This window comes from Pseudomonas sp. SWI7 (genome assembly GCF_006351945.1).
GTDB classification, from domain to species: Bacteria; Pseudomonadota; Gammaproteobacteria; order Pseudomonadales; family Pseudomonadaceae; genus Aquipseudomonas; species Aquipseudomonas fulva.
Genome location: NZ_CP040930.1, coordinates 3,393,205 through 3,415,702, shown reverse-complemented (window position 1 = coordinate 3,415,702; position 22,498 = coordinate 3,393,205). Strand labels below are relative to the sequence as shown.

Genomic DNA, 22,498 nt, shown 5'->3' with positions numbered 1-22,498 from the left:
AACCAGCCTGCTCCCCCCGTCACCGCCACCACCGTGAGCCCCCGCACCCGCAGCATTGCGCAGATCACCGTGCTGTTCCTGATCCTGATCCTCTCGATCATTCTGCTGTTCGCCAATTTCGCCTACCTCAACACCCAGTCCAACTACGACAAGCAGTACATCGGCCATGCCGGCGAGCTGCGCGTGCTGTCCCAGCGCATTGCCAAGAACGCCACTGAAGCGGCTGCCGGCAAGGGTGTGGCCTTCAGGCTGCTGTCCGATGCGCGCAACGACTTCGAGCGTCGCTGGGGCTACCTGCGCGAAGGCGACAAGGCCACTGGCCTGCCCGCAGCGCCACCCTCGGTGCGCGAAGAAATGGAAGCGGTGCGCGATGACTGGGAGAGCCTGCGCAAGAGCACCGACACCATCCTGGCCAGCGAACAGACCGTGCTGTCCTTGCACCAGGTGGCGGCAACCCTGGCCGAAACCGTCCCGCAGTTGCAGGTCGAATACGAAAAAGTGGTCGAAATTCTGCTGCAAAGTGGCGCCCCGGCCAGCCAGGTCGCCGTGGCTCAGCGCCAACTGCTGTTGGCCGAACGTATCCTGGGGTCGGTCAATACCGTACTGGCCGGCGATGCGGCGGCGGCGCAGGCCGCCGATGCCTTCGGCCGTGATGCCGGCCGCTTCGGCCAGGTGCTCGAGGGCATGCTCAAGGGCGACGCTGGCATTGGCGTTACCCGTGTCGAGGACGCCGATGCCAGGGCGCGGCTGGCGGAAATCGCCGAGCTGTTCCAGTTCGTGGCCGGCTCGGTCGATGAAATTCTCGAAACCTCGCCGGAGCTGTTCCGGGTGCGGGAGGCGGCCGGCAGCATCTTCAGCCTGTCGCAGACCTTGCTCGAGGAAGCCTCGCACCTGGCCAACGGGTTCGAAAACCTGGCCAGCGGGCGCACGCTCGATACCGTTGGGGGGTATGCACTGGGCTTGTTGGCGCTGGCCTCGATCATCCTCATCGGCCTGGTCATGGTGCGCACCACCAACCGTCAGTTGCGTGAGACCGCCGAAAAGAACGAACGCAACCAGCAGGCGATCATGCGCCTGCTCGATGAAATCGAAGAGTTGGCAGATGGCGACCTGACGGTGACCGTGTCGGTGACCGAAGACTTCACCGGCGCCATTGCCGACTCCATCAACTATTCCGTTGACCAATTGCGCGACCTGGTCGCCACCATCAACCACAGCGCGGTGCAGGTCGCCTCGGCGGTGCAGGATACGCAGAACACGGCCCGCCAGTTGGCCAAGGCATCCGAGCAACAGGCCGAGCAGATCAGCGAGGCCTCCGAGGCAGTCGGGGACATGGTCGAGTCGATCGACCGTGTTTCGGCCCATGCCTACGAGTCGGCCAAGGTCGCCGAGCGGTCCGTGGCCATTGCCAACAAGGGCAATGAGGTGGTGCACAACACCATCGATGGCATGAACAACATTCGCGAGCAGATCCAGGACACCGCCAAGCGCATCAAGCGCCTGGGCGAATCGTCCCAGGAGATCGGCGATATCGTGAGCCTGATCGACGACATTGCCGACCAGACCAATATCCTGGCCTTGAACGCCGCGATCCAGGCCTCGCTGGCGGGTGAGGCAGGGCGGGGGTTCGCCGTGGTCGCGGACGAGGTCCAGCGCCTGGCCGAGCGCTCGTCCTCTGCCACGCGGCAGATCGAAGCCCTGGTGCGGACCATTCAGGCCGACACCAACGAAGCGGTCATTTCCATGGAACAGACCACGGCCGAAGTCGTGCGCGGCGCCAGGCTGGCGCAGGACGCCGGCGTGGCGCTGGCTGAGATCGAAGGGGTTTCGCAGAACCTTGCCGACCTTATCCACAGCATTTCCGATGCGGCCCAATTGCAGACGTCCTCGGCGGGGCAGATCTCACACACCATGGCCGTCATCCAGCAGATCACCGCCCAGACGTCCGCAGGTTCCAGCGCCACCGCCGACAGCATTCGTCACCTTGCGCGCATGGCCAGCGAGATGCGCCGTTCGGTCTCCGGATTCACCCTGCCGGCACCTGCCGAGCCCCATTGAGAAATGCCCATGTCCACGCCCATGCCCGGCCCCATTGCTGGCCCTGCCCGCCACGATACCGTGGGCCTGGCCTGGACCAAGGCTGCCCTGCTCGATTGCCTGGGGCAGGGGCGCCAGGCGCTGGAACGTTTTGCCGGCGAGCCTGAAGACCTGTCGTTACTCACCTTCGTGGCGGACAACCTGCACCAGGTACACGGTTGCCTGGTGATGCTGGAGTTGCCTGGGGCAACGCGCCTTGCCCAGGAGCTGGAGATGCTCGTGACCGACCTGGCCAACGGTAAGGTCACCCCGCGAGGCGACTGCCTGGGGGCGCTGTTCAAGGGCCTGGAGCTGTTGCCTTCCTACCTGGAACGTCTGCGCGGTGCACGCCATGACTTGCCACTGGTGATGTTGCCGCTCCTGAACCAGCTGCGTGCCTGCCGGGGCGCGGAACCGGTGGTTCATGGCCGCCTGCTCGGCAATGCAGGCCAGCGTCTGGCAGGTGCCCAGGACCTGGCGAACCTTGACGTGTCATTGGGCAACTGGCGCGAGCAGTTGCAGGCTGGGGAGGGCCGCGACGCGCTAAGGTCGGTAGTGGCGGCATTGTGTGACGACCTCATGCGCATCAAGGACCGCCTGGACCAGTTCGTGCGCAGCGACCGGCAGCACAATGAACAACTGGAGGTGTTGCTCGCGCCCCTGCGCCACGTGGCCGATACCCTGGCCGTGCTGGGTTTCCAGCAGCCGCGTCGGGTCATCATCGATCAAGTGATGACGCTGCAAGGGCTGGCCGAGGGCGATCGGGCCGTGGATGACGCGGTGCTGATGGATGTGGCGGGGGCCTTGTTGTACGTGGAAGCCACGCTCAACGGCATGGTCGGGCCACTCGAAGAAGGGGGGGAGCCAGGCCTGCCGGGCGCCGATGTCGCCGAGATTCGCCTGGTCGTGCTGCGAGAGTCGCTGAACGTGTTGCAGCAGGCCAAGGACCTGATGGGCGATTGCCTGGAGTCGGGCTGGCCCCGTCAGCACCTGCAGGCCTTGCCAGGCTTGCTCCAGCAGGTGCGCGGCGCCCTGGCCATGCTGATGTTGCCGGCCGCTGCCGAGGTGTTCGCGCGCTGCACGGTGTTTGTCCAGGGCTGGGTACAACAGGCGCAGGCCGACCCCTCGTCCGAGGAACTGACGCTGCTGGCCGAAGCCTTGAGCGCTGGCGAATGCTATCTACAATGGCGCGTGGCCGACCCACTGGCCGACGCTCAGCGCTTCATCGTCATGGCTCGCGAGCGCCTGGGGGCGTTGGGCGTGCACTGTTCCACCGTTGAAGAGCATGCCGATCTGGAAGAGGCGGATGGCCTTCAGGACGAATTGCGTGGCGTATTCATCGAAGAAGCCCAAGCATTGCTTCAGGACATTGAGCGGCACTGGTTGACTTGGCGTGCCGACCACCAGCAGCACAACGCGCTGATCGAAGTGCATAGGGCATTGCATACGCTCAAGGGCGCAGGCCGCCTGGTGCATGCCCAGGCGTTGGCAGAGCTGGCCTGGGCCGCCGAGCACTTGCTCAACCGTGTGCTTGCCGGCCGCAACGTGCTTGGTGCGGACGGGCAGATGGCGCTTGAGCAAGCGTTCGCGCAACTGCCCGAGGTGCTCGCCGACTTCGCCGCGGGGCACCTGCCGCATGTGAGCGCCGTACAGCAACTGGTGGGCCACCTGCATGCCCTTGCCGAGCGCGACCTGCCAGCCGCGGCCAGCGCGCAGGGGCTCGACCCGCAGTTACTGGACATCTTCCGTGGCGAGGCCCAAGGCCACCTGGCCAGCCTCGACGGGTTCCTGGCAAATGCCCAGCACGGCGTCCCTGTAGACGACGCCCTGCAGCGGGCCTTGCACACCCTCAAGGGCAGTGCGGCCATGGCCGGAGTTGTGCCCATCGCCGAACTTGCCACCGTGTTCGACCGACTGGTGCGCGAGTACAAGGCGCACGACCTGCTGCTCGATGAAACGGAGCTGCACTGGCTCAAGTCCGCCGCCTCGATGTTCGGGCAGGGCCTGGCGCAGTTATCCACCACCCCGTTCGAGCCACTGCCTGGTGCGGCCCAATTGATCGAGCAGGTCGAGTTGGCCATCGATACGCGCATCGCCGCCCTGGGCGGCGATGCGCATGCCTCGACCGGCAACGCCCGCGACCCGCAACAGGTCGCAGCTTTCCTGTCGCAAGCCATGGATCGTTTGCTGGACGCCGAGTCGTTGCTGGCCGACTGGCAGCGGCGCCCGGCTCAACGGGCGGCCTTGGAGACACTGCTCGATGACATGACCGAGCTTGCCCATGCCGCCCATTCGGCCGATCTGTGGCAGGTCGATGAGGTGTGCGAAGCCTTGCTGGACCTGTACGGTGCAGTGGAGGAGGGCAGCCTGCCTGCCGATGCGCAGTTCTTCACCCATGCCCAGCACGCCCACGAGGCGCTGCTGGACATGCTCGACGAGCTGGCTGCCGGCCAGGACGTCGTCCCGCGTACGCCGCTGGTGGCTCGCCTGCGCGAACTTCAGGGGCAAGGGCTTGCACCCGATGCCACCGGGCGCGTGGGCCTCGACAGCGTCACACCGCTGCACCCGGACATGGACGTGCAACTGATCGACACGCCAGCCCCAGACCTGGCCCTCGACCCCGCGCCAGTGCCGCCGTCACAAGCTCCGGAAAGCGCCGGGGAAGAGCTGATGGAGGTTTTCCTCGAAGAAAGCTCGGACATCGTCGAGAGCGCCGCTGCAGCGCTGGCGCGATGGCAGGCCGACCCGCGCAGCACGGTGGAGGTGGACAACCTGATGCGCGACCTGCACACCCTCAAAGGGGTGGCACGCATGGTCGAAATCGGCCCCATCGGTGACCTGGCCCATGAGCTGGAATTTTTGTACGAGTTGCTCGCGGCAGGGCGCCTGCCACCGAGCGGGGCCCTGTTCTCGCTGTTGCAGAACTGCCACGACCGCCTGGCGCACATGCTCGATGCGGTGCGCCTGGGGCAACCGCTGCACGCCGCCACGGCGCTGATCGATTACATCCGCAACTTCAGCAGCGCAGGCCTGACCGACAGCGCGGCCGGCACCAGCCCGGTCGAAACTGCCGCCAGCGAAGGTCCGGCAGTAACCCCCGAGCGAGTGCCGGGGGACATGGTCAAGGTCGATGCCGAATTGCTGGACGACCTGGGCAACCTGGCCGGTGAGCACTCGATCATCCGTGGACGCATCGAGCAGCAGGTCAATGACGCCCAGTTCACCCTCAACGAAATGGAAACCACGCTCGAGCGCATGCGTGACCAGCTGCTGCGCCTGGATATCGAAACTCAGGGGCGGATCTCCAGCCGCCAGCAGCTGGAAGGCGATGTCTATGAAGACTTCGACCCACTGGAAATGGACCGTCACTCCCAGCTGCAGCAGTTGTCGCGGGCGCTGTTCGAGTCGGCCTCGGACCTGCTGGACCTGAAGGAAACCATGGCCCAGCGCGCCCAGGAAGCCTACGGCCTGCTCCAGCAGCAGGCGCGGGTCAACAGCCAGTTGCAGGAGGGCCTGACGGCAACGTTGATGGTGCCTTTCGAACGCCTGGTGCCGCGCTTGCAGCGCGTGGTGCGGCAGGTGGCGAGCGAGCTGGGCAAGCAGGTCGAGCTGGTGGTGGGCAACGCCGAGGGCGAGCTGGACCGCAGTGTGCTGGAACGCATGGTGGCGCCGCTTGAACACATGTTGCGCAATGCCGTCGACCATGGCCTGGAAAGCCGCGAAGCCCGATTGGCTGCGGGTAAGCCTGAGCAGGGCACGATCCACCTGAACCTGCTGCACGAGGGGGCGGACATCGTCATCGAGATGACCGACGATGGCGCCGGCGTACCCCTACAAGCCGTCCGACTCAAGGCGATCAAGCGCGGCCTGCTCGACCCGCAGGCACAGCTGAGCGACCACGAGATACTGCAGTTCATCCTCAGGCCGGGCTTTTCCACGGCCGAAAAGATCACGCAGATCTCAGGGCGAGGCCTGGGCATGGACGTGGTCCACGAGGAGGTCAAGCAGTTGGGCGGCTCGATGACCATCGAGTCGGCCCAGGGCAAAGGGGCGCGTTTTCAGATTCGCCTGCCGTTCACGGTGTCGATCAACCGCGCGCTGATGGTGCACCTGGGCGACGAGCAGTACGCCATCCCGCTCAACACCATCGAAGGCATCGTGAGGGTACCGCCCGCTGAGCTGGCAGGTTGCTACGAGCAGGAGCCGCCGCGCTACACCTACGCAGGCCATCAGTACCAGCTGCGCTACCTGGGCGAGCTGGTGCAGGGCGCGCCGCGTCCTACGCTGCTGGGCCAGAGCGTGCCGCTGCCCTTGTTGCTGGTGCATTCACAGGAGCAGTCGTTCGCCATTCAGGTCGACAGCCTGTCGCCCAGCCGGGAGATCGTGGTCAAAAGCCTGGGCCCGCAGTTTGCGGCCGTTGCCGGCCTGTCGGGTGCAACGCTGCTGGGGGATGGGCGCGTCGTGTTGATTCTCGACCTGTTGGGGCAATTGCGTGGCCAGCAACGGCGGCTTGCTCGTTTGCCTGGAGGCACGCCGCGTGGGTTGCTGCCGGCAGCGACCCCGGACCGCACCTTGCTGGTGATGGTGGTAGACGATTCGGTCACGGTGCGCAAGGTCACCAGCCGCCTGCTTGAGCGCCATGGCATGAGCGTGATCACCGCCAAGGACGGGGTGGATGCCATGGCGGTGCTGGAAGGGCACCGGCCCGATGTGTTGCTGCTGGATATCGAAATGCCGCGCATGGACGGTTTCGAAGTGGCGACCCGCATTCGTCAGGACGCCCGCCTCAAGGCGCTGCCCATCATCATGATCACCTCGCGTACGGGGCACAAGCACCGCGACCGAGCCATGGCCATCGGGGTCAACGAATACCTCGGCAAGCCTTATCAGGAGTCGGTCTTGCTGCACAGCATACTCCGGTGGAGCCAGTCCCATGCTTGAACTGATAGCCGGGCAGCGCAGCAGCCTTACCGGGCTGTTGCTGCCATTGGGCGACCGTACGTTGGTGCTGCCCAATGTGGCCGTAGCCGAACTCAGTGGGCTGCGCAATGTAGCGTGTCAGCGCGGTGACCTGCCCTGGCACCTGGGCTGGGTCGACTGGCGCCAGCAGCGCTTGCCCCTGATCGGCTTCGAAGCGGCCTGTGACAGCCATACGCCCTGTGGAGAACGGGCCCGTGTGGTGGTGCTCAACGCACTGGGCGACACGGGGTTGCGTTACCTGGCCTTGTTGCTGCAAGACATACCGCGCTCGTGCAAGCTCGACAGCCAGCTCAACTACGTTGACGTGGCGTTGGCACCCCTTGAGTTGGCCGCTGTCCAGGTAGGGGATCAGGTGGCGCGCGTGCCTGACCTGGTCGGGCTCGAGCGCCTGGTCAGGGACGCACAGCGCAGCGGCAGGCTGCAAACGCCGGGTTAGAGCGTGCCGCCGGTACGCGTCGAGTGTCGTGGCTGAAACTAGCTGGGTTTCGAAAGGTCTTTAAGTGCATGTATTACGGTGAACGCTTCAATGCCTGGACCCACTTGGTGGGTGCGTTGCTGGCAGGCCTCGGTGCCCTCTGGCTGATCATCGGCGCCATCTTGCAGGGGGACCCCTGGAAGATCGTCAGTTTCTCCATCTACGGTGGCACGCTGCTGTTGCTGTACAGCATTTCCACGCTGTATCACAGCACGCGAGGGCGGGCGAAGGTGATCATGCGCAAGCTCGATCACCTCTCCATCTACCTGCTGATCGCCGGGAGCTACACGCCCTTCTGCCTGATCAGCCTGCGCGGGCCCTGGGGCTGGAGCCTGTTCGGCATCGTCTGGGGGCTGGCCGTACTGGGCATGTTGCAGGAAATCAAGCCCCGCTCCGAAGCACGCGTCTTGTCCATCGTGATCTACGCCGTGATGGGCTGGATCGTGCTGGTCGCGGTCAACCCGTTGCTGGAGGCGCTGGGTACGGCCGGTTTTGCCTGGTTGGCCGCAGGGGGCGTGTTCTACACCGTGGGCATCATATTTTTCGCATTCGACCGGCGCTTTCGCCACTGGCATGGCATCTGGCACCTGTTCGTGATTGCCGGCAGCCTGATGCATTTCGTGGCAGTGTCGCACTACGTGCGCTGATGAACCCAGCCTGTGAGCAGCCTCTGCTCCCCTGAGAAGGCTTAGAAATCGCCCCAGAGCTGTTGCGCCACCGAAAGGGCTACCACCGGCGCAGTTTCAGTGCGCAATACCCGCGGGCCAAGGCGCGCTGCATGAAAGCCCGCTGCCTTGGCCTGTTCGACCTCGGGTTCGCTCAAGCCGCCTTCGGGACCGATCAGAAAAGCCAGGCTTGCCGGTCTGGCATGGCTGACCAGCGGTTCGGCCACCGGGTGCAACACCAGCTTGAGCTGCGCCTGGGTTGCGGCCAGCCACTCAGTCAAGGTGATGGGTGGGTGGATGATCGGCAGGCTGGAGCGGCCACACTGTTCGCAGGCGCTGATCGCCACTTGCCGCCAGTGGGCCAGGCGTTTGTCGGCACGCTCGTCCTTCAGGCGCACCTCGCACCGCTCGCTGACGATCGGGGTGATTTCATTGGCGCCCAGCTCAGTGGCTTTCTGGATGGCCCAGTCCATACGCTCGCCCCGCGACAGCCCTTGACCCAGGTGCACCTGCAGGGGGGAATCGGCCTGGCCAGCGAATGCCTGGTCCAGGCTCACACGCACGGCCTTCTTGCCCACCTCCAGCAACTGCCCACGGTATTCCTGGCCGCTGCCGTCGAACAGCTGCACGGGGTCACCCGCCGCCATGCGCAATACGCGGCCGATGTAGTGGGCCTGTGCCTCGGGCAGGTCGTGTTCCCCAAGGCTCAGGGTAGCGTCGATGAAAAAGCGGGACAGTCTCATGGGTAAGCTCTGAAAAGGTAAGGACAACCGGAAGGCCCGCGCTGGCATGACGCATGCGCAGCGCAGGTTCCGGCGCGGTCGAAGGCCTGGCCTTCGCCCCGTAATCAGCCCGGATCGCGAAAATCCGGGTGGAAGGTGCTGGGCACCGTCACGCAGGTGCTGTCGCGGGTGGCGATGTCGATGCCTTCGCTGGCCACTTCGGCCAGGAAGTCGATCTGTTCGGGCGTGATGATATACGGTGGCAGGAAATACACCACACTGCCCAGCGGACGCAGCAGCGCGCCACGGGTCAGGGCATGCTCGAACACTTTAAGGCCGCGTCGCGCCTGCCAGGGGTAGGGCACTTTGCCGGCTTTGTCCTGGACCATTTCGATGGCCAGGACCATGCCGGTCTGGCGAATCTCGGCCACGTGGGCATGGTCGGCCAGATGCGCGGTGGCGGTGGCCATGCGCGTGGCCAGCGCCTTGTTGGCCTCGATCACGTTATCCTGCTCGAAGATGTCGAGGGTGGCCAATGCGGCCGCGCACGCCAGTGGGTTACCCGTGTAGCTGTGCGAATGCAGGAACGCGCGCAAGGTGCGGTAGTCGTCATAGAACGCCTGGTACACCTTGTCGGTGGTCAGGCAGGCGGCCAGGGGCAGATACCCCCCGGTCAGGGCCTTGGACAGGCACAGGAAGTCCGGGCGAATACCTGCCTGCTCGCAGGCGAACATCGTGCCCGTACGACCGAAGCCAACCGCGATCTCGTCATGGATCAGGTGCACGTCGTAGCGATCGCAGGCTTCGCGCAAAAGCTTGAGATAGACCGGATGGTACATGCGCATGCCGCCGGCGCCCTGGATCAACGGCTCGATGATGACCGCGCTGATCGAGGCATGATGCTCGGCCAAGGTCTGCTCCATGACTTGGAACAAGGTGCGCGAATGCGCCTCCCAACTGACGCCCTCCGGACGCAGGTAGCAATCGGGGCTTGGGACTTTCAGGGTGTCGAGCAGCAACGCCTTGTAGGTTTCGGTGAACAGCGGGACATCACCGACGGACATGGCCGCGATGGTTTCACCGTGATAGCTGTTGGTCAGGGTGACGAACCGCTTCTTGTCCGGCTTGCCGACGTTCTGCCAGTAGTGGAAGCTCATCTTCAGCGCCACTTCGATGCACGAGGAGCCATTGTCGGCGTAGAACACCCGGTCGAGCCCAGCCGGTGTCATGGCCACCAGGCGTTCGGACAGTTCGATCACAGGCTGGTGGCTAAAGCCTGCCAGAATCACGTGCTCAAGCTGGTCGACCTGCTCCTTGATGCGCTGATTGATACGCGGGTTGGCATGGCCGAACACGTTGACCCACCAGCTGCTCACGGCATCCAGGTAGCGCCGGCCCTCGAAATCCTCGAGCCACACGCCTTCCCCGCGCTTGATCGGTATCAGCGGCAGTTGCTCGTGGTCTTTCATCTGGGTGCAGGGGTGCCAGAGGACCTTGAGGTCGCGCTGCATCCACTGATCATTGAGGCCCATGAGCATTTCTCCTGGCTTGGCGGCGTGGGGGCGTAAGCCTAAGCAATGGCACGGGTGAGAACAACCCGCCAGAAAATGTCATTTAGCCAGACCACTTGATGTCACTACGCTGGCAGCCCTGGCAGCGGTGACGTATTCTAGCGCCTCTCTCGGGGCATCCCGCCTCTCTCTGTTTTCTGCAACCTTTGACTCGGAGTTCGCCAACATGGCTGCTGCTTGGGTGCGCCTGTGCGCGTTGGTATTGATTGGTGTTTCCAGCGGTGCCGCGCTGGCGAGTGACAAGATGCCCACGGCAATCGTCGTGGGTGGCGGCATGGCAGGCCTGACCGCAGCTTATGAGCTGCAGAACAAGGGCTGGCAGGTGACCTTGCTCGAAGCCAAGGCAGGCATGGGCGGCCGCTCGGGCCTGGCCACCAGCGAATGGATCGGCAATACCAAGGCGCAGCCTGTACTCAACCAGTACGTTGATCGCTTCAAGCTCGACACGCTGCCAGCGCCGGAATTCGTGCGCACCCCTGGCTACCTGATCGATGGCGAGTATTTCAGCGCCGCAGACCTGGCCCTCAAGCAGCAGGCCACGGCCGAAGCCCTCAAGCGCTACGAGAAAACCCTGGACGACCTGGCCCGTTCGATCGACGATCCGCTCAACCCCCAGGCGACCAGCACCCTGTTCGCCCTGGACCAGATCAACGTGTCCTCTTGGCTGGACAAGTTGCAGCTGCCTGCCACCGCCCGTCAGCTGGTCAACCAGCAGATCCGCAGCCGCTACGACGAGCCATCGCGCTTGTCGCTGTTGTATTTCGCCCAGCAGAACCGCGTCTACCGTGACGTGAGCGACCGTGACCTGCGTGCAGCGCGGCTTCCTGGCGGCAGCCCGGTGTTGGCGCAGGCATTCGTCAAGCAACTGAAGACCATCAAGACCGACTCGCCGGTAAGTGCAATCGTTCAGGACAAGGATGGCGTCACCGTGAAAGTCGGCAGCGTGGGTTATCGCGCCGATTACGTGGTGATGGCCGTGCCCCTGCGCGCACTGGCCAAGATCCAGATGACACCTGGCCTGGATAACCAGCATGTGGCGGCGCTCAAGGGCACCAACTACGGCTGGCGCGACCAGGTCATGCTCAAGTTCAAGAAACCGGTGTGGGAAAGCCGGGCGCGCATGTCGGGCGAGATCTTCAGCAATACCGGCCTGGGCATGTTGTGGATCGAGCCGGCCCTCAAGGGCGGTGCCAATGTGGTGATCAACCTTTCCGGCGACAACGCCCGCCTGCTGCAGGCCTTTGGCGACAAGCAAATGGTCGACCAGGTGCTCATTCGCCTGCACACCTTCTATCCTCAGGCCCGCGGCGCCTTCACTGGCTATGAAGTCAAGCGCTACAGCGCCGATGCCGGCACCGGGGGTGCCTACCTGGCCTATGGACCTGGCCAGATCAGCAAGTACTGGCGTCTTTGGGAGCGCCCGGTGCAACGCATCGCGTTTGCCGGTGAGCACACCGATGCCCTGTACCCAGGCACGCTTGAAGGCGCACTGCGTAGCGGTCAACGGGCTGCCGGCCAAGTGCAGGACCTGCTGGCCGGCAAGTCGTTCGACCCAGTCAAGGCCGTGCCGGCTGCCGCGACAGCCGCAGCAGGTGCGGCAGCGGCCAAGAGCAAGGGCAATTTCTTCACCAACCTCTTTGGCGGCGCGTCCAACAAAGACAAGGCAGGCGACCAAGCGCCGGCCAAGCCTGAGGCCCAATCGACCGACGCGACGGGTCAGAAGAAGCCAGGGTTCTTCGCTCGGCTGTTCGGCGCCAAGGAAACCCCAGCGCCAGAGCCTCAACCGGCGGCAAAGGCCGCTGACGTAGCACCTGTAGCACCCCCCGTCGCGCAGCCTGCAGCGCAAGCGCCACAACAGGCACCGGCCAGCCCGGCGCCCGCCGTCAAGGCAGCACCCACCAAGGCAGCAGCCACCAAGGCCGCCCCGGTCAAGCAGGCGCCGGCCCACAAGCCAGCGGCCAAATCGGCCCACAAGCCAGCTCACAAGCCTGCCGACAGCAAAAAAGCGGCTACCAAGCCGGCGCCAGCCAAGAAGCCTTTGACCGATAGCCAGGCCAAAGCGAGCTGATACCGCCGGCCTGCCCGGCACCGCCCCGGCGGCGCCTAACCGCAGGGCTCAGCCACTCGACTGAGCCCTGTGCCATGCGCATTGATCGAAGCGCTCGCTGCCTGATATCGGCGTTAACGTTTCCTTAATAGCCTTCTATGAAAATTGCTATCGGATTTGTTGATAATCCAAAGCAAGTTTTTCCGCTTTTATTCGATACGTTTGACGCTAGTCTTTGCATAGCTTTCACGGGGAAGAACGCCAACATGCAAGTGCGCAATTCATCTTCACGTTACGGCGCTGTCAGCATTCTCATGCACTGGGGCGTGGCGCTGACCGTCTTCAGTCTTTTCGGCCTCGGGTTGTGGATGGTCGGGCTCGACTACTATGACCCATGGCGCAAGGCCGGCCCAGACCTGCATAAAAGCATTGGTCTGATGCTGCTGGCGGTGATGCTGTTGCGCGTGCTGTGGCGTTTTGTGAGCCCGCCGCCGCCGGCACTTGCCAGTTATGGCCCGCTCACCCGATTGGGTGCCAAGCTGGGGCATCTGGCCCTGTACCTGGGGTTGTTCGCCGTGATGATTGCCGGTTACCTGATTTCCACCGCCGACGGCGTGGGGATCCCGGTGTTTGGCCTGTTCGAGGTGCCTGCCCTGGTCAGCAATCTGCCAGACCAGGCGGATCTGGCCGGTGTCATCCACCTGTGGCTGGCGTGGGGGGTGGCGGTTTTTGCGGGGTTGCATGCCCTGGCCGCACTCAAGCACCATTTCATCGACCGTGACGCGACCCTCATGCGTATGCTGGGCCGCAAAGCTTGACGCTCAACCTCAATCGCAAAGGAAGGAAGTAACGATGTTGAAAAAGACTTTTGCCGCTCTGGCGCTCGGTACTGCTCTGTTCTCCGCTGGCCAGGCCATGGCAGCCGAGTACAAGATCGACAAGGAAGGCCAGCACGCTTTCGTGGACTGGAAGATCAGCCACCTGGGCTACAGCTTCATTCACGGTACGTTCAAGGATTTCGACGGTAACTTCACGTGGGACAGTGCCAAGCCTGAAGCCAGCAAGATCAGTGTCGACCTGAAAACCGCCAGCCTGTGGTCGAACCACGCCGAGCGTGACAAGCACATTGCCAGCCCCGACTTCCTGGACGTTAAGAAGTATCCGGATGCCAAGTTCGTGTCCACCAGCGTCAAGTCCACCGGTGACAAGACCGCTGACGTCATGGGTGACCTGACCCTGCACGGCGTGACCAAGCCGGTGACTTTCAAGGCCACCTTCAACGGTGAAGGCAAGGACCCATGGGGCGGTGAGCGCGCTGGCTTCAATGCCACCACCACCTTGAACCTGAATGACTTCGGCATCAAAGGCCCAGGCCCAACCTCGCAGACGCTGGATCTGGATATCAGTGTCGAAGGCGTGAAGCAGAAGTAATACGTGTCAGCCGAATGAAAAACGGGGCCGCTTGCGGCCCCGTTTTCGTTTACGACCCCTTGCGGGTCAGCAGTGCCGGGCGTTCGCCCCGCGGACGGCTTGGTAGATCGTCCAACTGCTCGGGGGTCGGATAACGGTCCAGCTTGGATTCCTTGCGGATGATCACAGGCTGATGCTGTGGCTGGCGCGTGTTGCCTACGGCCGGTTCCTGGCGGGCAGCTGCGTCACGCGGTGGGCGACCACCACGCGCGCCGCCGTCACGACGAGCAGTGCCGCCATTATTGGCACGAGGCGGGCGTTTCTCACCACCGCCAGTACGGGGTTGACCGTTGTTGCGGCCTTGACCACCGGCATTGGTACGCGGCGTACCTCCTTGCGGTTGACTACCATTACCGGCTGGGCGACGGTTGCGGCCTTGGCCCTTGCCATTCTGGTACGGGCTCACGTAGTCAGCCCGGTTACCGAAGTTATCCACATCGTCATCCAGAAACTCTTCCGGATCGCGGTTGGGCTGCATGGCCGGAGGGGTCGCGTTGCTGGCCTGTTGCTGACGAGGCTTCTTGTCACGTGGCTTGCGCGGCTGTTGCTGCCTGTCGCCGGACTTTTCCTTGTCAGCGGGTTTGTCCGCAGCCTGCTGGCGGGTTTTGCCCTTGTCCTTGCCCTTATCCTTGCGGCCACCGTTGGCGTCCTTGCTGCCCTCGCCGCGGGCCTGCTGACCACGACCGCCACGGCCATTGGGCTGCTGGCGTTCGCGGACTTCAGGCTTCTCGGCCTCGACCTGGCTGGCATCGAAGCCCATCAGGTCGCCGTCAGCGATCTTCTGACGGGTCACGCGCTCGATACTCTTGAGCAGTTTCTCCTCGTCAGGTGCCACCAGGGAAATGGCCTCGCCAGAGCGACCGGCGCGGCCAGTACGGCCAATGCGGTGCACGTAATCTTCTTCGACGTTGGGCAGCTCGAAGTTGACGACGTGGGGCAGTTGGTCGATGTCCAGGCCACGGGCGGCGATGTCGGTGGCGACCAGCACGCGAATGTTGTTGGCCTTGAAGTCAGCCAAGGCCTTGGTGCGTGCGTTCTGGCTCTTGTTGCCATGGATGGCTGCGGCAGTCAGGCCGTGCTTTTCCAGGTACTCGGCCAGGCGGTTGGCGCCATGCTTGGTACGGGTGAAGACCAGTACCTGCTCCCACGCACCCAGGGTGATCAAGTGCGCCAGCAGGGCACGCTTGTGGCTGGCCGGCAGGCGGTAGACACGCTGCTCGATGCGCTCGACGGTGGTGTTTGGCGGGGTGACCTCGATGCGCTCCGGGTTGTGCAGGAGCTTGTCGGCAAGGTCAGTGATGTCCTTGGAGAACGTGGCCGAGAACAACAGGTTCTGGCGTTTGGCAGGCAGGCGGGCCAGCACTTTCTTTACGTCGTGGATGAAGCCCATGTCGAGCATGCGGTCAGCTTCATCCAATACCAGAATTTCTACATGGGCCAGGTCGACCTTGCCTTGACCGGCCAGATCGAGCAGGCGACCAGGGCAGGCAACCAGGACGTCGACGCCCTTGGCAATGGCCTGCACCTGCGGGTTCATGCCGACGCCGCCGAAGACGCACGCACTGACCAGCGGCAGGTCGCGGGCATACAGCTTGAAGCTGTCGTGCACCTGGGCCGCCAGTTCGCGGGTAGGGGTCAGTACCAGGACCCGTGGCTGACGGGGGCCATGGCGCTGGGATTTGTCCGGGTGACCTGCCGGGAACAGACGTTCGAGAATCGGCAGGGCGAAACCGCCGGTCTTACCGGTACCGGTCTGTGCGGCGACCATCAGGTCGCGGCCTTGCAACACGGCGGGAACTGCCCGCTGTTGCACGGGGGTCGGCTGGGTATAGCCCGCGGCTTCAATGGCGCGGACAAGAGCCTCGGAGAGACCGAGGGAAGCAAAGGACATGGGCAATCCTGTTCTCGTGTGGGCTGGGCCCGTAGGGATGTTCTGCCTGGCGCGACGGGCATCGGCATGATGCGATCGCGTCCGGTCCAGCTGGGCTTTCACTGCACATCCGGGAAACGGAGGGCTGACGCCAGAGTGCGTCGATGCCGATCGGGATGCCTGTTGCGAGGCCGAGCGTCCGGGCGTGAGCCGGGCGGGAAGGCCCGAGTATAACAGAGCTAGCGCGCTGTGCTGCTTTCCTGCTGCTCAACGGCGTTCGCAAGGTGCTCAGGGTCGTGTGTGTAGTGGTCCATGATGGCCGCGTAGGCCGGTTCCTGCTTGAATCGCCGCAGTTCCTCGGCAAAGGCCTGGGCCAGTACCTCACGCCCAGGCTTGCGGGCCAGGCCCAGGTACTGGGGCTGGCGACTGACGACAAGCGGCAAGGCTTCGATCTGCTGCTCCAGACCCATGAGCCGGATGACATGCAGGCCGACCCTGCGGTCGGTAATCGCAAGGTCTATGCGCCCCAGCGCCAGCTTGCCAAAGTTCGCTTCATGGGTCGGCGCCGCTTCGCGCTTGAAGAAGGTAGCCTCATTGAACGCCGCACTGTAGTTGTAGCCTGGCGAGGTGCCCACGGTCAGGCCGGCCAGCGCATCCAGGCTCGATACCTCATGGCGGCGAGCCTTGGTCTGGAACAGGATCAACTCGGCCGTGGACATGGGTTCCGGGACATACAGCAAATAAGGGTGGCGGGACTCGACCTGGAAGACATCCATGATGCCGTCGGCCTGGCCCTGCTCGATCATTGCCAGGCACCGCTTGAAGGGCATGAACTGCCATTGGACCTCGTACCCAAGACGACGCAATACCTCGGTCGTGACCTCGTAGTCGATGCCACGCGGCTGGCCGTTTTGCTGGTAGACATAGGGTGCCCAGTCATCGCTTACCAGGCGCAAGCGCTCGCCCAGCGCGAACGGGCTGAGGCAAAAAAGCAGCAGGATCCAGATCAGACGGGCGGAGATTGGCATGCCCGGAGATTACGCGCTCGGCCAGGTCAAGACCAGTGCCGGATTGGGCGAGGCAGGGCGCCGCAGGTGGGGCCTGCGACACGTGCGTATGAACCAGGCGCCGGTCAGCTACCAGCACGTGGTCCATCGGGCTTCAACGAGACGGCTGGAGGTTGTTCCAGATCGCCATGCTCGGTTCTGCCTGGTTCAAGGTGTAGAAGTGCAGGCTCGGTGCACCGCCTTGCAGCAGCTCCTCGCACATGCGGGTGATGACTTCTTCACCGAAGGCCTGGATGCTGGCCGTATCGTCCGCATAGGCTTCGAGCTGTTTGCGAATCCAGCGTGGAATTTCGGCGCCGCAAGCGTCGGAGAAACGCGCCAGCTTGCTGTAGTTGGTGATCGGCATGATGCCGGGCACCACGGGGATGTCCACGCCCAGCTTCTGGGCTCGCTCGACGAAGTAGAAGTAGCTGTCGGCGTTGAAGAAGTACTGGGTGATGGCGCTGTCGGCACCGGCCTTGACCTTGTGCGCGAAATTGGCCAGATCGGCTTCGAAGTTGCGTGCCTGTGGATGCATCTCGGGGTAGGCGGCGACTTCGAGGTGGAAATGGTCACCCGTTTCCTGACGGATGAACTCGACCAGGTCACTGGCATAACGCAGCTCGCCACTGGCCATGCCCATGCCCGAAGGCAGGTCACCGCGCAGTGCGACGATACGCTTGATGCCGACTTGCTTGTACTCGGCCAGCAGCGCGCGCAACTCGGCCTTGGTATCGCCTACGCACGAGAGGTGGGGCGCAGCCGGCACCTGCACTTGGCTTTCCAGCTGCAATACCGTGTTGAGCGTGCGGTCGCGGGTGGAACCGCCGGCGCCGTAGGTGCAGGAGAAGAAGTCAGGGTTGCAGGCGGCCAACTGGCGCGCCACGCCCATCAGCTTTTCATGACCTGCGTCGGTTTTGGTCGGGAAGAACTCGAAACTGTAACGGCGTTCTTGTGACATCACTCGTTCCTCTAACAGCAAGCCCAAAGCTGCAAGCTGCAAGTAGAAGCCAGGTCGGTGATGGCCGACCTGGCCTGGCATCGTTCACGTTTCTTTCAGGCGTGCACTTCAAGCGGCAATGCCACGGTCTGGCACTGCCTGGCGCTTGAAGCGTACCGATCAGTAACGGTAGGCGTCTGGCTTGAACGGGCCTTCAACGGTTACGCCGATGTAGTCGGCCTGCTGCTTGGTCAACTGGGTGACCACGCCGCCGAAACCGCGGACCATTTCCAGGGCCACTTCTTCGTCGAGCTTCTTGGGCAGCACTTCGACCGTCAGGCGCTCGGCTTTCTTCTCGGCCGACAGGTCGGCGTACTTCTGCTCGAACAGGAAGATCTGTGCCAGGACCTGGTTGGCGAAGGAGCCATCCATGATGCGGCTTGGGTGGCCAGTGGCATTGCCCAGGTTGACCAGGCGGCCTTCGGCCAGCAGGATCAGGTAGTCGTCGTTCTGAGGATCGAAGCTGCCGGCGCCGGTACGGTGGATCTTGTGCACCTGCGGCTTGACCTCTTCCCATGCCCAGTTCTTGCGCATGAAGGCCGTGTCGATTTCGTTGTCGAAGTGACCGATGTTGCAGACAACGGCACGCTTTTTCAGGGCCTTGAGCATGTTGGCGTCGCAGACGTTCACGTTACCGGTGGTGGTGACGATCAGGTCGATCTTGCCCAGCAGCGCCTTGTCGACACTGGCTTCGGTGCCATCGTTCAGGCCATCGAGGAAGGGCGATACCACTTCGAAACCGTCCATGCACGCCTGCATCGCGCAGATGGGGTCGACTTCGGTGACCTTGACGATCATGCCTTCCTGACGCAGCGACTGAGCCGAGCCCTTGCCCACGTCACCGTAGCCGATCACCAGGGCCTGCTTGCCCGACAGCAGGTGGTCGGTACCGCGCTTGATGGCATCGTTCAGGCTGTGACGGCAGCCGTACTTGTTGTCGTTCTTGCTCTTGGTGACCGAGTCGTTGACGTTGATGGCCGGAACCTTCAGCTCGCCTTTGGCCAGCATGTCCAGCAGGCGGTGCACGCCGGTGGTGGTTTCTTCGGTCACGCCGTGGACGCGCTCGAGCACCTGTGGGTACTTCTTGTGCAGCAGTTCGGTCAGGTCGCCACCGTCGTCCAGGACCATGTTGGCGTCCCAGGGCTGGCCGTCCTTGAGGATGGTCTGCTCCAGGCACCATTCGTATTCCTGCTCGGTTTCACCCTTCCAGGCGAAGACCGGGATACCGGCGGCTGCGATGGAGGCGGCGGCCTGGTCCTGGGTGGAGAAGATGTTGCACGACGACCAGCGCACTTCGGCACCCAGGGCGACCAGGGTTTCGATCAGCACGGCAGTCTGGATGGTCATGTGGATGCAGCCCAGGATCTTGGCACCCTTGAGCGGTTGCTCGGCTTGGTACTTGCGGCGCAGGCCCATCAGCGCAGGCATTTCCGATTCGGCGATGATGGTTTCGCGACGGCCCCAGGCGGCCAGGGAGATGTCGGCAACTTTGAAATCGGTAAAACCAGCAGGCATGTTTGCAGCGCTCATCAGAGCCTCCATTCGTAGTGTGCGAATGGGCGCCGTTGTGCGTTGAGCGTCCGCGGGAGCGGACAACGCCCCATCCGAGCCTGACAGGTCGAGCCTGCTGCAGCGCCCCTCGGACAGGTGGCGGGCATGGCGCCGCTGTGGACGGCCATGTAAAACGGCCACGATTATAGCCGGGTGCGGCACCATCCCCAAGGTTTTCTGTCGATTAATCGAGACGATAGTCGATGTTGGGTGGAGCGGCGCTGGCCGCTCTGCCATCATCGTTTTACGCAAGCCAGGATGCTCAGGAGTCCCGATGAACTTCCACACCCGCAAATGGGTTAAACCCGAAGACCTCAACCCCAACGGCACGCTGTTCGGTGGCAGCCTGCTGCGCTGGATCGACGAGGAAGCGGCCATCTATGCCATCGTGCAGCTGGGCAACCAGCGCGTGGTGACCAAGTACATGTCCGAAATCAATTTCGTCAGTGCCTCGCGCAAGGGCGACATCATCGAACTGGGCATCACCGCCACCGAGTTCGGCCGCACCTCGATCACGCTGCGCTGCGAAGTGCGCAACAAGATCACGCGCAAGAGCATCCTGACCGTCGAACGCATGGTCTTCGTGAACCTGGGCGAGGACGGGCTGCCTGCGCCCCACGGGCGTACCGAAATCAAGTACGTGCAGGACCAGTTCCCCGACTCCGCCGTGGAGTGACGGTCTGGGGGCTGCAGGGTGCAGCCCCGCTTCTTTCAGGGTTGTACGCTGACCCTGCGTACCACCTTGCCGATGCTCAGGCCCTGCACCAGGATCGAGGACAGCACCACGATGTAGGTGATCGACAGCAGCAGGTCACGCTCTTCACCCAAAGGCAACGACAGCGCCAGGGCTACCGATACTCCACCACGCAGGCCACCCCAGGTCAGCACCCGCACCGTGCCCTTGGGCACCGGGCGCCAACGCCGCAGCAACACGATGGCCGGCGCCACGGTCAGCAGGCGCGAGAGCAGCACGGCCAGCGCCAATACACTGCCGGCGGCCATGTGCAGCCAGTTGAAAGGCAGCAACAGCAGCTCCAGGCCGATCAACGCGAACAGCAGCGCGTTGAGCATATCGTCGATCAACTCCCAGAAACCGTCCATGTAGCGACGGGTCATGTCGTTCATCGCCAGGTTGCGCCCCAGGTTGCCGATGATCAGGCCCGCCACCACCATCGCGATAGGGGCCGAGACGTGCAACTCATAGCACATCGCCGAGCCACCGATCACCAGCGCCAGGGTCAGCATGACCTCGACCTGGTATTGCTCCACACTCTTGATCATGCGGTAGGTGGCGTAGCCGATCACACCGCCAAACAACACGCCACCGATGGCCTCGCGAACGAACAGCAGCGCCGTGTCGGCGACACTCGGGGTTTCACCGAGCTGGATGATGCCAAGCAGCACGGTGAAGACCACAACGGCAGTACCGTCGTTGAACAGCGACTCGCCGACGATGGTGGTCTTCAGGGGTTTAGGAGCATTGGCCGTACGCAGGGCGCCCAACACCGCAATCGGGTCGGTCGGCGAGATGAGCGCGCCGAACAGCAGGCAGTAGATCAGCGGCACCTGCCAGCCGAACATCGCGAACACCCAGTGCGACAGGTAGCCGATGACCACGGTGGCGATCAGCACGCCCACGGTCGCCAGCAGGCCGATGGGCCAGCGGTAGCTGCGCAGGTCGGACAAGTTCACGTGCAAGGCACCGGCGAACAGCAGGAACGCCAGCATCCAGTGCATCAGCAGGTCATTGAAGTCGATCTGGTTCATCAGCGCTTCGACGCGGGCTTCCAGGCCAGGAAAGCCGATCAGGCTCAATGCCTGAAGCATGAGCGAGAACAGCAAGGCCGTGACCATCACGCCGATCGCAGGTGGCAGGCCGATGAATCGGTAGTTCACATAGGTGAGAAGGGTGGTAAGGCAGATAAACGCGGCAACTAATTCAAGCATCCCGATTCCTGTAACAGTGGCTTCCAAGTCGTCACCCGAATGACTCGGGCAGCTCTTTGATGACCTGACGAGGGGTTCGGGGCACAGGGTTTGACCGATTTTGCATTAATCGTTCCCATTAGCGCCCTGCCAAAGGCGGTGGGCGGGCTGTAACAGGGGGTGGCGAGGCCGCTTCGTGATTGACGCGCTCACCTGGCCAGGGCTTATAGTCTGCGTCCGGTAACCCCTTGAGGACCCACCGCGTGTTGGCCACGTCTCTGGTGCTGATCGCTGCCTTGCTTCATGCGACCTGGAACACCCTGATCAAATTCAGCGGCGAGCGCCTGCTGGTCATTGCCAGCATGGACACGGTGGCCCTGGCCCTGGTGATGCCTGCGGTGGCTTTCGTGGACATCCCGCCTGCCGGTATCTGGCCCTGGTTGCTGGCTTCGGCGTTTGCCGAGCAGCTGTACCGCTGGCTGCTGATCAAGGCGTACTGCGTGGGTGACCTGGGCCTGGTCTACCCGCTGATGCGTGGGCTGTCGCCTCTGGTCGTACTGGCGCTGACCCTGGCGTTTGCCGGAGAACCCCTGAGCCAGCAGCAGATCATCGGCATTCTGCTGATTCCCTGTGGCATGGCCTGCCTGTTGTGGCAGGGCGGTGGCGGAGACCGGCTGCCGTGGTCGATGTTGCCGGTGGTGGCCCTGATCGGGCTGTGCATCGGGTGCTATACCTGGTTCGACGGTCAGGCCGTGCGCGAATGGGGCAAGCCATGGGACTACTTGGTGTGGCTGACGCTGCTCAGTGCCTGGCAATTCCCCGCGCTGGCCGCAGTGGCGCGACGGGCACCGTTCGTGCTGTTCTGGAAAACCCAGTGGCGGCTGGGCCTGGCCGTCGGCCTGTGCGTGCTGTTCAGTTATGCCCTGGTGCTCTGGGCGATGCACCTGGGGTCGGTGGCCGAGGCAGCGGCGCTGCGCGAGCTGAGCGTGATCCTTGTGGTGTTGCTGGGGATGCGCTACCTCAAAGAACCTTTCGGCGGGCCAAGACTCCTAGCTTGCGGGCTGGTACTGGCAGGTATGCTGGTAATGAAGCTCTGACC

The 22,498-nt window shown here is 63.5% G+C and carries 16 protein-coding genes and 1 riboswitch; of the genes, 9 read left to right on the top strand and 7 right to left on the bottom strand.

Annotated features, from left to right (window positions below; all coding sequences use genetic code 11):
* Positions 1–33: 33 nt before the first annotated feature.
* From FH041_RS15635 to FH041_RS15620, 4 genes are all read left to right on the top strand, one after another.
* Positions 34–2,058, top strand: a complete 2,025-nt coding sequence (locus tag FH041_RS15635) for a methyl-accepting chemotaxis protein (protein WP_225806697.1) — start codon at positions 34–36, stop codon at positions 2,056–2,058.
* 9 nt (positions 2,059–2,067) lie between these two features.
* On the top strand, positions 2,068–7,017 hold the full coding sequence (locus FH041_RS15630) for an Hpt domain-containing protein (RefSeq protein ID WP_225806668.1): 4,950 nt from the start codon (positions 2,068–2,070) through the stop codon (positions 7,015–7,017).
* Entirely contained in the window at positions 7,010–7,492 is a 483-nt protein-coding gene (locus FH041_RS15625) for a chemotaxis protein CheW (protein WP_023532942.1), read from the top strand. The genes FH041_RS15630 and FH041_RS15625 overlap by 8 nt, the downstream gene beginning before the upstream one ends.
* 68 nt (positions 7,493–7,560) lie before the next feature.
* Positions 7,561–8,178, top strand: a complete 618-nt coding sequence (locus FH041_RS15620) for a hemolysin III family protein (protein WP_027914031.1) — start codon at positions 7,561–7,563, stop codon at positions 8,176–8,178.
* Between the two features lie 41 nt (positions 8,179–8,219).
* Here FH041_RS15620 and FH041_RS15615 read toward each other — a convergent pair whose 3' ends face one another.
* The gene (locus FH041_RS15615; RefSeq protein WP_027914030.1) at positions 8,220–8,939 is read right to left on the bottom strand and encodes a 16S rRNA (uracil(1498)-N(3))-methyltransferase; all 720 of its coding nucleotides are present in this window, start codon (positions 8,937–8,939) and stop codon (positions 8,220–8,222) included.
* A gap of 104 nt (positions 8,940–9,043) precedes the next feature.
* A complete protein-coding gene (locus FH041_RS15610; protein ID WP_028687250.1) occupies positions 9,044–10,450 on the bottom strand; it encodes an adenosylmethionine--8-amino-7-oxononanoate transaminase in 1,407 nt (468 codons plus the stop codon).
* Positions 10,451–10,655: 205 nt separating this feature from the next.
* On the opposite strand from FH041_RS15610, the gene FH041_RS15605 reads away from it, so the two are divergent.
* The 3 genes from FH041_RS15605 to FH041_RS15595 all read left to right on the top strand — a co-directional run bounded on the left by FH041_RS15605 (position 10,656) and on the right by FH041_RS15595 (position 13,967).
* On the top strand, positions 10,656–12,557 hold the full coding sequence (locus FH041_RS15605) for a flavin monoamine oxidase family protein (protein ID WP_140174839.1): 1,902 nt from the start codon (positions 10,656–10,658) through the stop codon (positions 12,555–12,557).
* A 245-nt stretch (positions 12,558–12,802) separates the two neighbouring features.
* Positions 12,803–13,354, top strand: coding sequence for a cytochrome b (locus FH041_RS15600; RefSeq protein ID WP_125922207.1), 552 nt, complete (start codon positions 12,803–12,805; stop codon positions 13,352–13,354).
* A gap of 34 nt (positions 13,355–13,388) precedes the next feature.
* Entirely contained in the window at positions 13,389–13,967 is a 579-nt protein-coding gene (locus FH041_RS15595; RefSeq protein ID WP_027914026.1) for a YceI family protein, read from the top strand.
* Between the two features lie 49 nt (positions 13,968–14,016).
* Here the strand turns inward: FH041_RS15595 and FH041_RS15590 are convergent, their stop codons facing one another.
* The 4 genes from FH041_RS15590 to ahcY all read right to left on the bottom strand — a co-directional run bounded on the left by FH041_RS15590 (position 14,017) and on the right by ahcY (position 19,452).
* Complete coding sequence (locus tag FH041_RS15590) at positions 14,017–15,897, bottom strand: DEAD/DEAH box helicase (protein WP_027914025.1); 1,881 nt, start codon at positions 15,895–15,897, stop codon at positions 14,017–14,019.
* A 218-nt stretch (positions 15,898–16,115) separates the two neighbouring features.
* On the bottom strand, positions 16,116–16,904 hold the full coding sequence (locus tag FH041_RS15585; protein WP_140174837.1) for an ABC transporter substrate-binding protein: 789 nt from the start codon (positions 16,902–16,904) through the stop codon (positions 16,116–16,118).
* Positions 16,905–17,037: 133 nt separating this feature from the next.
* Positions 17,038–17,883 carry a methylenetetrahydrofolate reductase [NAD(P)H] gene (metF, locus tag FH041_RS15580; protein WP_027914023.1) on the bottom strand — a complete coding sequence of 282 codons (846 nt, stop codon included), beginning with the start codon at positions 17,881–17,883 and terminating at the stop codon, positions 17,038–17,040.
* A gap of 159 nt (positions 17,884–18,042) precedes the next feature.
* The gene (gene ahcY / locus FH041_RS15575) at positions 18,043–19,452 is read right to left on the bottom strand and encodes an adenosylhomocysteinase (protein WP_027914022.1); all 1,410 of its coding nucleotides are present in this window, start codon (positions 19,450–19,452) and stop codon (positions 18,043–18,045) included.
* 20 nt (positions 19,453–19,472) lie between these two features.
* Positions 19,473–19,569: riboswitch (S-adenosyl-L-homocysteine riboswitch) on the bottom strand.
* A gap of 178 nt (positions 19,570–19,747) precedes the next feature.
* Here ahcY and FH041_RS15570 point away from each other — a divergent pair.
* Positions 19,748–20,149 (top strand): acyl-CoA thioesterase, encoded by a 402-nt coding sequence (locus FH041_RS15570; protein WP_023533000.1) that lies wholly within the window; start codon positions 19,748–19,750, stop codon positions 20,147–20,149.
* 35 nt (positions 20,150–20,184) lie between these two features.
* Here FH041_RS15570 and FH041_RS15565 read toward each other — a convergent pair whose 3' ends face one another.
* Positions 20,185–21,420: a sodium:proton antiporter gene (locus FH041_RS15565; RefSeq protein ID WP_049696726.1), complete on the bottom strand. Its 1,236-nt coding sequence runs from the start codon at positions 21,418–21,420 to the stop codon at positions 20,185–20,187.
* Positions 21,421–21,662: 242 nt separating this feature from the next.
* Here FH041_RS15565 and FH041_RS15560 point away from each other — a divergent pair, with 242 nt between their 5' ends.
* A complete protein-coding gene (locus FH041_RS15560) occupies positions 21,663–22,496 on the top strand; it encodes a DMT family transporter (protein ID WP_140174835.1) in 834 nt (277 codons plus the stop codon).
* Positions 22,497–22,498 lie beyond the last annotated feature (2 nt).